11 protein-coding genes are annotated in these 15,638 nt (G+C 46.0%); 10 read left to right on the top strand and 1 reads right to left on the bottom strand.

The window, feature by feature from the left end; genetic code table 11:
- Window positions 1–59 precede the first annotated feature (59 nt).
- From hisS to murJ, 7 genes are all read left to right on the top strand, one after another.
- Window positions 60–1,388, top strand: coding sequence for a histidine--tRNA ligase (gene hisS, locus FUT79_RS12570; RefSeq protein ID WP_002698709.1), 1,329 nt, complete (start codon window positions 60–62; stop codon window positions 1,386–1,388).
- 885 nt (window positions 1,389–2,273) lie between these two features.
- Complete coding sequence (locus FUT79_RS12560; RefSeq protein ID WP_148878560.1) at window positions 2,274–2,978, top strand: MIP/aquaporin family protein; 705 nt, start codon at window positions 2,274–2,276, stop codon at window positions 2,976–2,978.
- Between the two features lie 18 nt (window positions 2,979–2,996).
- A complete protein-coding gene (glpK, locus tag FUT79_RS12555) occupies window positions 2,997–4,493 on the top strand; it encodes a glycerol kinase GlpK (protein WP_024753132.1) in 1,497 nt (498 codons plus the stop codon).
- A 126-nt stretch (window positions 4,494–4,619) separates the two neighbouring features.
- The gene (locus tag FUT79_RS12550; RefSeq protein WP_024753133.1) at window positions 4,620–6,062 is read left to right on the top strand and encodes an NAD(P)/FAD-dependent oxidoreductase; all 1,443 of its coding nucleotides are present in this window, start codon (window positions 4,620–4,622) and stop codon (window positions 6,060–6,062) included.
- On the top strand, window positions 6,059–7,330 hold the full coding sequence (locus tag FUT79_RS12545) for an NAD(P)/FAD-dependent oxidoreductase (protein ID WP_024753134.1): 1,272 nt from the start codon (window positions 6,059–6,061) through the stop codon (window positions 7,328–7,330). The genes FUT79_RS12550 and FUT79_RS12545 overlap by 4 nt, the downstream gene beginning before the upstream one ends.
- A complete protein-coding gene (locus FUT79_RS12540; RefSeq protein WP_002698689.1) occupies window positions 7,327–7,683 on the top strand; it encodes a DUF1667 domain-containing protein in 357 nt (118 codons plus the stop codon). The genes FUT79_RS12545 and FUT79_RS12540 overlap by 4 nt, the downstream gene beginning before the upstream one ends.
- Before the next feature lie 105 nt (window positions 7,684–7,788).
- Entirely contained in the window at window positions 7,789–9,351 is a 1,563-nt protein-coding gene (gene murJ, locus FUT79_RS12535) for a murein biosynthesis integral membrane protein MurJ (RefSeq protein WP_024753135.1), read from the top strand.
- A 392-nt stretch (window positions 9,352–9,743) separates the two neighbouring features.
- Here murJ and metG read toward each other — a convergent pair whose 3' ends face one another.
- Complete coding sequence (gene metG, locus FUT79_RS12530; protein ID WP_002698683.1) at window positions 9,744–10,091, bottom strand: methionine--tRNA ligase subunit beta; 348 nt, start codon at window positions 10,089–10,091, stop codon at window positions 9,744–9,746.
- A 528-nt stretch (window positions 10,092–10,619) separates the two neighbouring features.
- Between metG and FUT79_RS12525 the strand changes: the two genes are divergently transcribed.
- The 3 genes from FUT79_RS12525 (at window position 10,620) to FUT79_RS12515 (ending at window position 15,298) form a co-directional block, all read left to right on the top strand.
- A complete protein-coding gene (locus FUT79_RS12525; protein WP_148889713.1) occupies window positions 10,620–12,194 on the top strand; it encodes a hypothetical protein in 1,575 nt (524 codons plus the stop codon).
- Window positions 12,195–12,294: 100 nt separating this feature from the next.
- Window positions 12,295–13,077: a hypothetical protein gene (locus FUT79_RS12520; RefSeq protein ID WP_044634610.1), complete on the top strand. Its 783-nt coding sequence runs from the start codon at window positions 12,295–12,297 to the stop codon at window positions 13,075–13,077.
- A gap of 244 nt (window positions 13,078–13,321) precedes the next feature.
- Complete coding sequence (locus FUT79_RS12515; RefSeq protein WP_148889712.1) at window positions 13,322–15,298, top strand: right-handed parallel beta-helix repeat-containing protein; 1,977 nt, start codon at window positions 13,322–13,324, stop codon at window positions 15,296–15,298.
- Window positions 15,299–15,638: the final 340 nt, after the last annotated feature.

The raw sequence follows: 15,638 nt of genomic DNA, 5'->3' as shown, positions 1-15,638 counted from the left end.
TTTTGCAAAAGTTGTTTATACCTTGCGTAAAAGAAATAAAATCTGTATACTGCCTAATTATGAGTGATTTAATTTCTGCAAGAATACTAAAAGGTTTTAGAGATTTTCTGCCGGAGGCGGAGATTAGGCGCGCCCTTTTAATAGAAAAACTTACTGAGGTTTTCAGGGAGGCGGGATTTGTGCCGATTGATACGCCGGCACTTGAGTACTCCGATGTGCTGCTGCGAAAAAGCGGCGGCGAAACGGAAAAGCAGGTTTTTCGGTTTACCGATAACGGCGGCAGAGATGTTGCGCTGCGATTTGATTTGACTGTGCCTTTTGCGCGGTTTGTTGCCGAGCATTATTCGCAGTTGTATTTTCCGTTTAAGCGTTACCATATCGCAAAAGTGTGGCGCGGAGAAAAGCCGCAGGCGGGACGGTTTCGGGAATTTGTGCAATGCGATTTTGACATTGTAGGCTCCGATGCCGCTTGCACGGATTTTGAAATACTCAAACTTATGCGGCAGTCTTTAAAAGCTATTGGCGTAGATAAAATCCTCATTCACGTGTCTCATCGGGCAATCTTTAATCGATTTTTAACGCGGCTGCAGCTGACTGAAAAAAGTGCGGATGTTTTGCGTATTGTCGATAAACTGGCAAAGGTGGGCGAAGCGCAGGTTCTGGAAGAGCTGACCGCCTTATCCGATGAAGCTTCCGCACAAAAGATTTTAAGCTATATTAAAGGCGGTGTTCCTGCCGTAAAGCCCGAGCTTTTTGAGCAAACGCTTGCCTATATTGAAGAACTTGCTGGAGGTCCCGCTGCGGACACCGAACACATGCGTGAAATTTATCGGCTGATTTCAGCACTCGGCATCAATGAGTTTTATGTATTAGACCCGTCAATTACACGCGGACTTGATTATTATACCGGTGTGGTATTTGAAACCTTCTTAACCGAATTGCCGGAAATCGGCTCGGTTTGCTCGGGCGGAAGATACGACAATTTAACCGGCTTGTACATGAAAGAGAACATCAGCGGCACCGGCGCTTCCATCGGTTTGGACAGGCTTCTTGCGGGGCTGGAGCAACTTGGCAAAATCAACAAAGATGAAGGCTTTATCTCTGCGCTGGTATTTTGCACCGGCGATGCGGACATTGCGCGGAACCAGCAAATAGCGGCGTACCTCACCGAGCACGGAATCCCGTGCGAGGTTTTCCCCGATCCAAAAAAAATGGCGCAACAGTACACCTATGCCGAAAAAAAGCATATCCCGTGGGGTATCTTTCCCGAAACATCTGCGGGCTCAATCGAAGACCAGCAAATTACGCTGAAGCATCTTCCTACGCGCGCAGAAGAAAAGATACCGTTGCGGCTGGCGCAAGAAAAAATCAAAACAAAAGCGCAATAACAAAAACGCCGGCCGTGTCAAAATCAAACCCGCGAATTTTAAAAACTCCCTATTATAAAAAAGAGTTCGACACAACGGTTTCATTTTGCCATCCGTGGCAAAATGAAACCTGCGAGTTTTAAAGCTTTGCAAATAGTCTTGCTTTAAAACGTCGCTGCTGCGTGGAACCACGGGCGTCCGTGCCCGTTCTGATTTTGACGTCCTTGTCAAAAACTAAACCACGAGTTTTAAAAGCACTTGGAAAAAGTTTGTGCTTTTAAAACATCGTTTCTGCGTGGAACCACCGCCGTCCGTGACGGTTCTGAGTTTTGCCTACTTACGCTGGAGTATCAGGCAAAACATTGTTTGGAATGGAGCAAGGGTGAGTAAACTTACCATAGGCAAAAATTAACCCGCGACGTGTTAAAGCTTTGTAACAGTCCTGCTTTAAAACGTCGCTTCTGCGTGGAACCACGGGCATCCGTGCCCGTTCTGAGTTTTGCCCTCCATGGCAAAAACTAACTCACGAGTTTTAAAAAAGCAGTTGTGCTTTTAAAACATCGTTTGAGGCCCATGGCGGTTACCATGGAAATGCGTCAATCCGCAAGCTGCTTGTTGATGCCGTACACACAATAAAGATATAAAAATTTTCATGCGTAAATCTGTTTCGTTTGATAATAGTCTTATAACTATAAAAAAAATATTGCTTTCCGGCGGTTCTTATGGTATACTTATCATACAAGCATGCTTTGAGCGAAACTATTTATAAGCGAAAAATGCGCTTATAACTATTTTCAACTAAACTTCCGTTTCTCTGCATAAAGAAAAGGAAGAGCCGGTTGTTATTCATCGGCTCAGGAATTTCTCGAGAACCTGTGCTATTGAAATCGCCGGAAGGAGGCTTATATGACAAATTTTTTAGCGGAACTTATCGGAACCGCCGTACTGATTATCTTCGGTGACGGGGTTGTTGCCGGCGTTGTATTAAAAAAATCAAAAGCGGAAAATGCGGGCTGGGTTGTCATCACTATTGCGTGGGGGCTAGCCGTATTGATGGGAATCTATGCGGTAGGAAGATTTACCGGTGCTCATTTAAATCCTGCGGTAACGCTCGGTATGGCGGCAATAGGCAATTTACCCTGGTCTGAAGTGCTTCCGTATATTGCGGGGCAAATGATCGGCGGCTTTATCGGCGCGGTTATTGTATGGCTTGCATATCTACCCCATTGGGAGGCAACCGAAGATAAGGCGACAAAATTGGCTGTTTTCTGTACCGCTCCCGCAATACGGAATCCAGTTGCAAACCTCATAACAGAAATCATCGGCACCTTTATGCTTTTGTTCGGTATTCTTTTTATCGGAGGGAATTCCTGGGCGGAAGGTTTTGGCCCGATAGCGGTTGCGGCATTGATTGTTGCAATCGGTATGTCATTGGGCGGGCCTACCGGCTATGCGATTAACCCCGCACGCGACCTTGCACCGAGAATTGCCCATGCGGTTCTTCCCATCAGCGGAAAAGGCGACAGTGATTGGAGCTATTCGTGGATACCCGTTGTAGGGCCGATAATCGGCGGTGTTTTAGGCGCGCTTGCTTATACGGCGTTGTTTTAATTAATTTAGGAGGCTCTTATGAAAAAATATATTTTAGCACTTGATCAGGGAACAACCAGTTCCCGCGCAATTGTGTTTGATAAACAAGGAACAATTATTTCCACCGCTCAACAGGAGTTTACACAAATATTCCCGCATTCAGGATGGGTTGAACACGATGCGATGGAAATTTGGGGAAGTCAAAGCGGTGTTGCCCGCGAAGCACTTGAAAGAGAGGCTATTCGCCCCGATGAGGTTGCCGCAATCGGTATTACAAACCAGCGCGAAACAACCGTTGTCTGGGATCGCACTACCGGAAGACCGATTTACAATGCGATCGTCTGGCAGTGCAGAAGAACCGCCGATATTTGCGACAAGCTAAAAGCAAAAGGCTGGGAAAGCAAAATACGCGAAAAGACCGGACTCATCATCGATGCGTATTTTTCAGGCACTAAGGTAAAATGGATATTGGACAATGTGGAAGGAGCGCGCGAAAAAGCTGAAAAAGGCGACCTAATTTTCGGTAATATTGACACTTGGCTGATTTGGAATTTAACACGCGGCAAGGTGCATGTAACCGATTACAGCAACGCTTCAAGAACCATGCTGTTTAATATTCACACACTGCAATGGGATGATGAGATTTTACAAGAACTCGGGATTCCGAAATCCATGCTTCCCGAGGTAAAACCCTCTTCCTGCGTATATGGCAAAACCGATGAGCGCACCTTTGGCGGCGCCGCTATTCCGATTGCCGGAGCTGCGGGCGACCAGCAGGCAGCCTTATTCGGGCAAACCTGTTTTGAGCAAGGAATGGCAAAAAACACCTACGGCACCGGATGCTTTATGCTTATGAATACCGGGGAAAAACCGATTGAATCAAAAAACGGGCTTTTAACTACGATTGCCTGGGGTGTCGGAAATAAGGTTGAATACGCGCTTGAAGGAAGTATCTTTGTGGCGGGCGCATCGGTGCAATGGCTGCGCGACCAGCTAAAACTTATTTACAATGCAGCGGAAACCGAGTACTATGCCGGTCTTGTTGAAGACACCGCCGGCGTATACGTTGTTCCGGCCTTTACCGGACTGGGTGCGCCCTATTGGGACATGTACGCGCGCGGCGTTATTGTAGGCTTAAGCAGAGGGGCAAAACGGGAACATATTGTGCGGGCAACCCTTGAATCTATTGCATATCAAACAAAGGATGTGCTTTCCGCAATGGAAAAAGATGCAAACATCAAATTAAAAGAGTTAAAGGTTGACGGAGGAGCCGCTGCAAATAATTTCTTAATGCAGTTCCAATCCGATATTCTCAATGTTCCGGTTCACAGACCGAAAGTACTTGAAACAACAGCCCTCGGTGCCGCTTATCTTGCGGGAATTGCCGTAGGATTCTGGAAAGACCAGGCGGATGTTGTCAACAACTGGGCGGTTGACAGGGTATTCACCGGCACAATGACGGAGCAACTGCGCAACGAAAAATACGCAGGCTGGCAAAAAGCGGTAAAACGCGCAATGGACTGGGAAAAAGATTAACAAAACACGCAAGCGCTTCCCTCATAAAAACTTGTTATGAGGGAGGCGCTTACGAAATCGTTTAAAGGTTGCGAATACAGCGGAGCGGTATGTATATTTTAAAGAGCGAGGGCTTAAAGAGTGAGTATGCTTGATGTAGTTATTATTGGCGGAGGCGTTGTCGGTGCCTGCATTGCGCGGGAACTTTCCAAATATCAATTAGAGACGGTATTGCTGGAAAAAAATCCCGAAGTCGGTGCGGAAACCTCGAGAGTGAACAGCGGCATTGTGCACGGCGGATACGATGCAAAAGAAGGAAGCTTAAAAGCAAAATTAAACGTGCGGGGAAATCAGTTAATACGAGAGTTAGCCCCCGTGCTGCACCTTCATTTTAAACAATGCGGCTCACTGGTTGTCGCCTTCTCTGATGACGACATGCAGGCGGTTCATAACTTGTACGAGCGCGGCATAAAAAACGGAGTTCCCGGAATGGAAATTTGGGATACGCAAACGCTGCGCGCAAAAGAGCCGAATATTTCGCCCGAAGCGGTAGGAGCTCTTTTTTGCGGAACCGCCGGCATTATCTGCCCCTTTAATATGACCTGCGCGTTTATGGAAAACGCAATTGAAAACGGTGTACGTTTACAAACCGACTCAAAAGTGCTTGATATACAAAAAGAGTCCGACGGCTTTCGTATCAAAACAAAAGACCAAACCTATAAATCAAAATATATTGTAAATGCGGCGGGCTTATATTCGGATAAAATCGCCGCCCTTGTAGGCGACCATGATTACACTATCTGCCCGCGCAAAGGCGAATACCGCATTCTCGATAAAAGTTATAAAGATCTGGTAAACTATGTTATTTTTCAGGCGCCGACCAAAATGGGAAAGGGAATATTAGTGACGCCCACCTATCACGAAAATATCATGGTAGGCCCTACCGCCACTGATGTTGAAAGTGTTGAAGACGTGTCAGTGGACACAAACGGTCTGCGGCAGCTCGACACGCTTTCTAAAAAATCAGTGCCGAGTCTTGATTTACGCAAAACAATCCGTGTTTTTTCAGGGGTGCGTGCCCGGCCGAACACCGGTGAATTTATGATTTACCCCTCAAAAAACGCAAAAGGCTTTATCCATGCCGGCGGCATAGAATCTCCCGGGCTGACATCGGCGCCCGCAATTGCGGAATATGTTGCCGAACTCTTAAACCAAGAAGGTTGTGTATTGCAGCCGAAGCAGAGTTTTAAGGCGGAGCGGGAAGCCATTCCTCAATTCGCTCTGCTGCCGCCCGAAGAGCAGGCAAAACTGATTAAAGAAAATCCCTTATACGGACATGTTATTTGCCGATGCGAAACCATTACCGAAGCCGAAATTGTACAGGCAATACACAAACCCGCCGGCGCACGAACCCTTGACGGTGTAAAACGAAGAGTTCGCCCCGGAGCCGGCAGATGCCAAGGCGGCTTTTGCGCCCCGCGCGTAATGGAAATCCTTTCAAGAGAGCTGCATATTCCGATGGAAAAGATTCTCAAAGACCATCAAGGCTCTGAAATTGTAATCGGAAAGCTCAAGGAGGCGGCAAAATGACATACGGAGTAATAGTAATAGGCGGAGGCCCTGCGGGATTAGGTGCGGCACTTGAAGCGGTAAAAACAGGCGCCGACTCCGTTTTAATTGTAGAGCGCGACCATGAGCTTGGCGGCATATTAAATCAGTGCATTCATGCGGGCTTCGGATTACATGAATTTAAAAAAGAATTAACCGGTCCTGAATATGCGCAGCGTTTTATTGAACAGGTAGAAGACACTGATATTCAGGTTATGCTTGACACCATGGTGCTCGATATTTCCGAAGACAGAAAAGTTACCGTTATAAACAAAAACGGCTTACAAATACTTGAGGCAAAGGCGGTGGTGCTTGCAATGGGCTGCCGCGAGCGGACGGCAGGCGCAATCAGTTTAAAAGGATACCGCCCCGCAGGAGTATACACCGCCGGCATGGCGCAGCGCATGATGAATATTGAAGGCTACATGGTAGGCAAAGAAGTGGTAATTTACGGTTCAGGCGACATCGGCTTAATTATGGCGCGGCGCATGACTTTGGAAGGTGCAAAGGTAAAAGCGGTAGTGGAAATCATGCCCTTTTCAAGCGGACTCAGCAGAAATATTGCCCAATGCTTGGACGATTACGGCATTCCGCTCTTTTTAAGCCATAACATCAGTTATGTACACGGAAAAGACCGCATCGAAGGAGTTACCATCTCTCAAATAGATTCTCAATTTAACGAACTTGAGGGAACACAAAAATACTACCCCTGCGATACGCTTTTGCTTTCCGTCGGACTCATTCCCGAAAATGAGCTTTCAAAAAAAGCGCATGTTTCGCTTAATGCGGTTACCAACGGCCCCATTGTTGACAGCATGATGCAAACCGACATTCCCGGCATATTCGCCTGCGGCAATGTACTGCATGTGCATGACATTGTGGACTTTGTAACAAAAGAAAGCCGCATTGCCGGCAAAAATGCCGCCCTGTTTGCCTTGGGAAAAGATTTGCCGTCAAAAGTTATTCCCTGCAAACCCCTGAAAGGAATCCGCTATGTGATGCCGCCGAAAGTGTTGACCGACAATCCCGACGGCGTAACCCTTTTTATGCGCTCGGATGCCATTTATACAAATGCGTCGGTTATTGTCCGCTCCGGAGATACGGTGCTGATAAAAAAGCGGGTGCCGCATATGGTGCCCTCCGAAATGGTTACCATCTCGCTGGGATATGAAAAAATCAAAGACCTGACCGAACCCATCACCTCGGAAGTGGAATTGCCGGCATCATCAAAAGGAGAGTCATCATTATGAAAGAGTTTATCTGCGTTTCTTGCCCGATCGGGTGCCGCTTAACCGTTACCGAAAAAAACGGCGAATATATTGTAACCGGAAACAGCTGCAAACGCGGCTTGGAATACGGCTTACAGGAAATGACCGACCCAAGACGAAACATCAGCTCCACCGTGCGCATTTCAAACAGCAAAATCCCCATGCTGCCCGTAAAAACCGCCGCCCCCATTCCGAAAGGCAAAATCTTTGAGGTTATGACGGAAATCAATAAAACTTCCGTCTCCGCACCGGTAACAATGGGCGATGTTATTATTCAAAACGTGCTCGGCACCGGCATCGACATTGTAGCCTCCCGCTCAATCGACAAAAAATAAGCCCCGCTGTTTCAGAGGCTGCCACGGGGTAAAAACAGCCGCTTGTACATTCCGAGTGAAAATACTATACTCCGACAGAATACACGTGGGGGTATCATACCGGTTATGAAAAAAATATCGTTAGTTAAAAGCGGCGCATTTCTATCAATTCTTACATTCGGTTCAAGGATTTTAGGCTTAATTCGGGAGATGACAAAATCTTCGTTTATGGGCACAACGGCAATGGCTGATGCGTTCACCGTTGCTTTTATGATTCCGAACCTCTTGCGCCGCCTTTTTGCCGAGAACAGTATTACGGTTGCCTTTATCCCCACCTTCAAAAAATATCTGGAAGAGCCCGACTCTGTCGAGCAAAAAGAAAATATAAAAGAATTCCTTTCAGCCACGTTTACCTTGATAAGCTTCGCCACTTCCTGCGTAGTTATCGTAGGAATCCTTTTTGCGCCGATCATCAGCGGCTTTTTTAAAAGCGACTTTTCACTGACCGTTTTGCTCACCCGCATTATGTTCCCGTACTTGCTGCTCATCTCCCTTGCAGCCTTTTTTCAAGGAATATTAAACAGCGTAAAAATCTTCGCACCGGCTGGCTTTACACCGATACTCTTTAACCTGATTATCATCGGCGCAACCTATGCATTTGCAAAACCCTTGCAGAACGCCGCCCTCGCAATGGCAATCGGCGTAATTATCGGCGGATTTGTGCAGGCGGGATTTCAGCTCCCCTTTGTGCTGCGGCAAGGTTTTCGCTTTCGCCTTATATCGCTCACGCGCACGCTTCAAAACCCCGGCACCCGACAAGTGCTGCGCCTGATCGGGCCGACCATCATCGGCATGGCGGCATATCAGGTAAATGATGTTATCTCAACCGCGCTTGCCACCGCTGCGGGCACCGGCATTGCTTCAAGCTTGCAATACTCGCTGCGTTTGCAAGAGCTTTTGCTGGGCGTATTTGCCGTTTCGATCGGAACCGTAATTTTGCCTGACATGACAAGCTACGCAATGAAAAAAAACTGGGCGGCTTTTCAAAACCTTCTGATACAGGCAACAAAAATCATCGCACTTATCACCATCCCCGCAACCGTTTTTTCCCTGCTTTCGGGCGAGCATGTTATCACCCTCATTTATAAAAACAGAACCTTTACCGATGAATCGGTGCGCTTAACCCTTGATGCCTTTCGCTGGCATATTGTCGGCCTTTTCGCGATTGCATTAAACAGAATTATCGCCCCCGCTTTCTACGCACAAAACGATCCGAAATCCCCGACCATCGCAGGGATTGCGTCATTTGCGGTAAACATCCTCCTTGCACTGACCCTTGTACTACCGATGCGAGGCGGCGGTATTGCCCTTGCGCTCACCTTGGCAAGCATTGCAAACACCATCCTGCTATTTGCATTTTTACGTCGCAAAGAAACCATCGATATAAAATCGGTACTGGTAAGCTCAACAGCCTTTATCCTTAAAATCACCTTTTTTTCATTGATAGCCGCCTTGCCGCTGTACTTTTTCGGAGAATCAATTTACCGATTATTTTCAGGGCACGGCAGACTCATCGGGCAAGGCGTTCCGCTCTTCTTAAACCTCTGCATCTTTTCCGCAGCGGGACTCGTGTTGCTGCTCATCACAAAAGACAAAACCCTGTCGGCAATCATCAAACGAATACGCTAAAACTTAAAACCGCTTTTTCTCTTTTAAAGTATGGAGGGGGCAAGCCCCCTGCCTCCATAAAAGTTTGCCTTTTCTGCTTTACTCGAGCAAGGCTTTTCGTTCGTCCACTCAAAGCTTGCTGCTGCATACCACAAACGGCAAACTTGTTATTCCGGCACCCCCATGCGTTGCATTAAGGGCTTAGGCAGCCCTTAAACCTGCCGATGCTTCGCCGCGATCCTGACCTCTGTACCAGAGAGATGTAAATTTCAGAACCGACACGGACGGCGGTGGTTTCAAACAGAAGCGATGTTTTAAAGCAAGGCATTTTGCAAGGTTTTTACACTCATAGGCGAAGTGAACGTACGATTGCCAAGACTTCGCCTACGAGTTTTCTTCTGTGGGCAGGTTTTTTAGGTGATGTCAGTACCGTTCGGAACGGAAGTTTCAGGTTTTAAAAGTACGCAAGTTTTGCCGTCCGGGGATTCTGCGCACAGAAGCATCCCTTCAGAAATATGTCCGCGCATTTTTGCGGGTTTTAAATTTGCCAGCACGATAATTTCCTTACCGACAAGTTCTTCCGCCGTGTAATAGTCCACCAAACTCGAAACAATTTGGCGCGGTTTTTCTTCGCCGATGTCAACTTGTAGAATATAAAGTTTATCTGAATTTTCGGCTTTTATGCATTCCAAAACTTTACCTGTTTTCATTTGCAGTTTTGCAAAGTCATCGTATTGTATTATTTCTTTTATTTCACTCATATGTGGTATGATAAACAAAAAGGAACATTCATGCAAGGATAAAAGCGTTTGTGTGTGAGAAAGGGTTTGTTGAACCTCACACCCATACGTGTGAACACCTCACACCCATATGTGTGAATCGGCGGCAGGTATTGAGAACGGTAAAATAATGCCACACTTGTGATTTCAATGCGGTAAAACGAGCAGTTTTCAAAAGCGGGGGAGCAATCCATCTCTATAAAGGTAGACACTCAACCCTTCAGGGTGGGCAGCCGATCTGCCTACATAATGGCAGACGCCTCTTGTGCCATACGGTAATGCCCGGTAAATTGTTTTTTATACGTTGAAATATCCTTGTTTTTGATATATACTAAAAGTAGTATCATTCGGTATTCGGACTTTTCGCCGGCGGTGTTTTTGGCGGCGTATTGGGATGGAAAAGTCTGATGGTTTTTAGATATGTATGAGGTGCGGCGGTTCGATACGCCGCCTTGTGTGTGGGCGGAGCCTTTAAGCACATTGAAAAAACGTTTTACGGGGAGAATTCAAATGCAAAATCCTTTCAGAATAGTGTTAAAAATGCTTACGGTGAGTTTGTTTGCGGCGGAGCTTGTAAGTTGTAATCAGTTTAGGGCGGATATTGAGACGGATTTCGCCTATTGGACGCAGCAGGCAATGGTAACTCAGGCGGATTTTACTTTTGTTGCCGATGCCGAAACTGTTCCTTCGGTGCATTCAAAAGCGGATGCGGTGCTGACCTTAAAGGTGCGTGATCCTCAATCGTATACGTTTATCATGCCGAGCGCTGCGTCCGCTCCGCAGGATATTATTGTTTTTGACACACCGACGCAGCCGCAGCTAGGAACCGATTATACGCTTGAGCAAATAGACGCTAACAATTTAAGGCTTACCTATAAAAAAGATTTTTTACAAAAAAATGAGTATGGTCGGACTGATCTTGGGGCGACTATTACCCTGTATGATTCTACCGGGCGCAAGTTTGCAGAATCCCACTCTTTTAAGCTGCGGTGCAATACGCCGCCGCCTGAAATAGGCGAAAAAGGTTTGTGCAAAACCACAGGTTCTCCTTCGTATTATGCGTTTTATCTGGAAGTTCCCGAAATGGCGGATCAGCTTATGAACGGGGAACTTATGCATAAGGATGTTGCAAAAATTATTGTGAATAGCGGTACAAAAGAAGAGTCATACGGGCTTGGGGTGGAAAACGATGATTTTAAAAAGCCGAGTTCGGAATCTTTTATTACCCGCGCTGATGTTGAGAAAATGGATTCAACTTCTAAAGAAATACCGGCACGGAACTGGATGCTTTTTTACAATACCGGTATTCAGGTACGCTCAGGGCAAGGTGTTACCGGATACAGTTTTTATCTTACCGATTTAAAAGGCTTAAAATCCGCAAAAACAACCGGCAGTATTACGCAAAAAAAAGCTCAAGCGGCACAAATTGCGCTTAAACCCGATACGGGTACAGTACTAAGCGGTACTGTAAATGCGGACGGCAGCACGGCGGCAGATCCTATACAGCTTAGAACAGCTGCCGGGCAGCCGGGAGTTACGCTTACCGCTTCTTCCGGAACACCGGGTGCAAAAATACATTATACGCTAACCGAATTGCCGGCAACATTCGCAGGTATCGCTAAGGAAACAAACAGCCCCTGCGATATAGCGCTTGAGCAAAACAAGAGCTACAAGCTTGAAGTATACGCAACCGCTGACGGCTTTACGGATAGCGAGACAAGAACCTTCTATTACAAAATAGACCCCGCAGACGTTTGTGCCTCCGTAGTAATGACGCTTAGGTCAGGCACCGGCGATGTAAATGCTGACGGCAGTTCGACAACGTCTCCGATAAAACTGTACCCCAACATCGGAAACACAAGAGTAACCCTGACCGCTTCCTGTGTAACACACGGTGCAACAGTGTTCTACCGCTTGACCGAAGGGACAACGCCCGCCGGCAGCTTTGCAACCATATCTGCCGACGGCATAACACTTGAGCAAAACAAGAGCTACAAGCTTGAAGTGTATGCAACGGCTCAGGGCTTTACCCAAAGCAGCACGAGAACCTTCTTTTATAGTGTGGGTTCCGGAAAATCCACTTAATTTTAATGCCCCTGATTCAATAGCGGCAAAAGTAAAGGGCTCAGATTATCCGCAAAATAAAATAAAAAGCTACACCCCATAATGTAAGGAGGGAAAAAGAATGACTATAAAAAAACAATTAATTGTATCGACTTTAGCGCTTATTGCGCTTGTGCTTGGCGGTTGCAATAATCCGGTGAAGGGCGGCGGGGAAAGCCCTGCGGACGATGTAAGCATTATACGCATACAAGTGGGAAGCCCCGCGCGGTCGGCGTACCCGTCAGAGCTGTCTTCATCCGCTAACTGGTACTATGAGGCAAAGGCTGCAGCGGCAGGCGAACCCGAAGTTACCTCGGAAGGGCGAAAAAAGGCGGGTGAAATACTTTTACCGCTTAAAAACGGCGTTACATGGACTATTACCCTTACCGCGTATGCGGCAGAAATGGGCGGCGATAAGCTCATGGAAGGCAGCGCAACAATTACACCCTCGGCAGCTGGCACGGTTTTTGTACCCCTAAAGCCGGTCGGTTCAGGAAACGGCTCTATTGCATTAAAAATCAACATAGGCAGCGTTGGCAATACACTGGAACTTGAATCCTATGACGGCAATGATCCTGATCCTAACTTGCAAAAAGTTGAACAAAGCCCCTCCGGCACATGGACATTTAAGGTTGATAATGCAACACCCGGTATCCACACGGCGGTATTCACGGTTAAACAGGGAGGCACAATAATCGGCAAATACCTTGCAAACGGCATAGTGGTATACCCCGGCATGAAAACAAATACTTGGTACAAAGACGACGGCACCAGCATGGGTGAAACACTCACGATAACAAATACCAACCTTATAAAAATAACCGATGTTTTTGTAGCGTCCGATGATGTTGCAAACGTCCGATGATGTTGCAAAAAACATATTAAATGTGGCAGGTGATGACACTAAGGGTAACGGTACCATTGCCAAACCATTTCTTACGCTGAACAAAGCTTGGGCGCACTGCAAAACATTAGGCATAGGGCAGGAAATTACTATTTATATTGATGGAGAAGTAATTGGTACAAAGACGACGGCACCAGCATGGGTGAAACACTCACGATAACAAATACCAACCTTATAAAAATAACCGATGTTTTTGTAGCGTCCGATGATGTTGCAAACGTCCGATGATGTTGCAAAAAACATATTAAATGTGGCAGGTGATGACACTAAGGGTAACGGTACCATTGCCAAACCATTTCTTACGCTGAACAAAGCTTGGGCGCACTGCAAAACATTAGGCATAGGGCAGGAAATTACTATTTATATTGATGGAGAAGTAAAAGGATTTTTTTTGAATACCGGAGAAGCTAATAATGCCCACATCAAATTTAAGGGATTGTCCGGTGCTTGTATAAAAAATACAACTGCTTCAAAGCCTGCCATCCATGCGGGATTTAATACCGGCAATGATAACAATATAACATTAACCATCGAAGACCTTATAATAGATGGAAGCGGTATCTCCACTTTTCCGCAGAACGGCGGCGGCATTTACTTTGACTCAAACAAAACGCTCACCCTAAACAACGTTACCATACAAAACTGTAACGCGACCGGATATGGCGGCGGTGTTTATCTAATGAACGGCTCTCTTTCCATGAACACGGTTGAGATAAAAAAATGCACGGCAAGCAATAGTGGCGGCGGCATTTACTTTGACTCAAACAAAACGCTCACCCTAAACAACGTTACCATACAAAACTGTAACGAGACCGGATATGGCGGCGGTGTTTATCTAATGAACGGCTCTCTTTCCATGAACACGGTTGAGATAAAAAAATGCACGGCAAGCAATAGTGGCGGCGGCATATATTTTAAAAGCGATAAGCAATGTATTCTAAACAGTTGCACAATAAATGAGTGTAATACTAAAATCGGAGGACCCGGCGGCGGAATATATTTGGAAGGAACAGCACTTACAACTGCAACCATAAAAAATTCCACAATAAAAGATTGTAAAAGACACAACGCTTTCTACTGCCCGGATGGTGGCGGCATTTATATGAGAGATAAAATTACCGTTACAATAAACGACACAACAATTAGCGGTTGCGAAGGCGAAAATGGCGGCGGCATTTATATATATAATGGAGCTACTTTAAAAGCTGACAACCTAAGAATAGAAAGCTGTAAGGTACGTTCAGAGGGAGGCGGTATAAAGGTAAGCGGAGATTCTTTAGCAGCAGGCGGTACCGTTACACTAACAAACTTAAATATACTAAACTGTGAGGCAGGTAGTATCGGAGCTACTGGTTCGGCATGCAATGGCGGCGGGGTATACATAGGAATGAAAAGCAGCTTTACTATGAACGGTGGCAGCATTTCCAACAACAAAGTTACCAGAGACGACTCCAGTGGCGGAAACGGCGGCGGTGTGTATGTGAAAGAGGGAACAGTCGTAGAGAAGGGAGGAAGTTTCACTATGGAAAACGGCTCTATCAGCGGAAACAATGCGATAAAAGATGGCGGCGGCATTTACTTTGCTTCAAAAGAAACCCTCACTCTAGCAAACGTTGAGATAAAAGAATGTGTGGCGAAAACAGACGGAGGGGGCATTTTCTTTAACGAAGGAAAAGGAACTGCAACAAATCTTACGGTAACTAAATGCAAAGCTGATAAAAAAGGAGGAGGAATTCTTATAAGAAACTCAAGTGGCACTGACAATTTTTTTATACTGGAAGGCAACTCTTCCATCACAGAAAATGAGCTAACTGCAGGCACCGTCTCAGATAGATCAGGTACAGGAGTCTATGTTGGTAATTTAAATTCTACACCATTTAAAATCAAGGGGAATGTGCAAATCGGAACATTCGGCAGTAGTCGAACTCTTACTGACGCCAATGACGTGTATTTAAGTGACACTGAAACCATTTATATTGATAAGAACGAAAACTTAACAAAAAATCCTGTTGCTCAAATTACACCGAAAATGTATGGTAACAGCGTACAAGTGCTTAGCGATGATGGAGGCGAAGATATCAAAACCAATTATACCAAATTCACGGTTACTCCCAATTCAACGACATCTCCGCCAACCAAATATACAATAGGCGAAGACGGCAAATTGCAAACCATTCCATAATTCCACCAAACCGGTACAGCTTTTGCAAGGTCGGTGCACTGCACCGGCCTTGTAATTTTTTTACCCTCCGACACAAACTTCCGACAACCTCGTAACCAACTGGATTATGTCAGGCGTAAATCTAATTATGCCAGACATAATCTAATTATGTCAGGCATAAATCTAATTATGTCAGGCATAAATCTAATTATGTCAGGCATAAATCTAATTATGTCAGGCATAAATCCAATTATGTCAGGCGTAAATTTAATTATGCCAGGCATAAATTTAATTGCATACGTAGCACACCCCTTAATGCGAAGCATAAGCAGGTCTAAGGGCTGTCCAAGCCCTTAATGCA

It is taken from the genome of Treponema phagedenis, from assembly GCF_008153345.1.
Lineage (GTDB): Bacteria > Spirochaetota > Spirochaetia > Treponematales > Treponemataceae > Treponema > Treponema phagedenis.
The sequence above is the reverse complement of the archived record's forward strand: the minus strand, read 5'-3'. Positions and strand labels throughout refer to the sequence as shown.

Excerpts from the sequence above, each read along its gene's own strand:
- hisS (WP_002698709.1), top strand. The coding sequence starts at position 60 with ATGAGTGATTTAATTTCTGCAAGAATACTAAAAGGTTTTAGAGATTTT.
- murJ (WP_024753135.1), top strand. The coding sequence starts at position 7,789 with ATGAAAAAAATATCGTTAGTTAAAAGCGGCGCATTTCTATCAATTCTT.
- metG (WP_002698683.1), bottom strand. The coding sequence starts at position 10,091 with ATGAGTGAAATAAAAGAAATAATACAATACGATGACTTTGCAAAACTG.
- FUT79_RS12550 (WP_024753133.1), top strand. The coding sequence starts at position 4,620 with ATGCTTGATGTAGTTATTATTGGCGGAGGCGTTGTCGGTGCCTGCATT.
- FUT79_RS12560 (WP_148878560.1), top strand. The coding sequence starts at position 2,274 with ATGACAAATTTTTTAGCGGAACTTATCGGAACCGCCGTACTGATTATC.
- FUT79_RS12525 (WP_148889713.1), top strand. The coding sequence starts at position 10,620 with ATGCAAAATCCTTTCAGAATAGTGTTAAAAATGCTTACGGTGAGTTTG.
- FUT79_RS12515 (WP_148889712.1), top strand. The coding sequence starts at position 13,322 with ATGATGTTGCAAACGTCCGATGATGTTGCAAAAAACATATTAAATGTG.
- FUT79_RS12520 (WP_044634610.1), top strand. The coding sequence starts at position 12,295 with ATGACTATAAAAAAACAATTAATTGTATCGACTTTAGCGCTTATTGCG.
- FUT79_RS12545 (WP_024753134.1), top strand. The coding sequence starts at position 6,059 with ATGACATACGGAGTAATAGTAATAGGCGGAGGCCCTGCGGGATTAGGT.
- FUT79_RS12540 (WP_002698689.1), top strand. The coding sequence starts at position 7,327 with ATGAAAGAGTTTATCTGCGTTTCTTGCCCGATCGGGTGCCGCTTAACC.
- glpK (WP_024753132.1), top strand. The coding sequence starts at position 2,997 with ATGAAAAAATATATTTTAGCACTTGATCAGGGAACAACCAGTTCCCGC.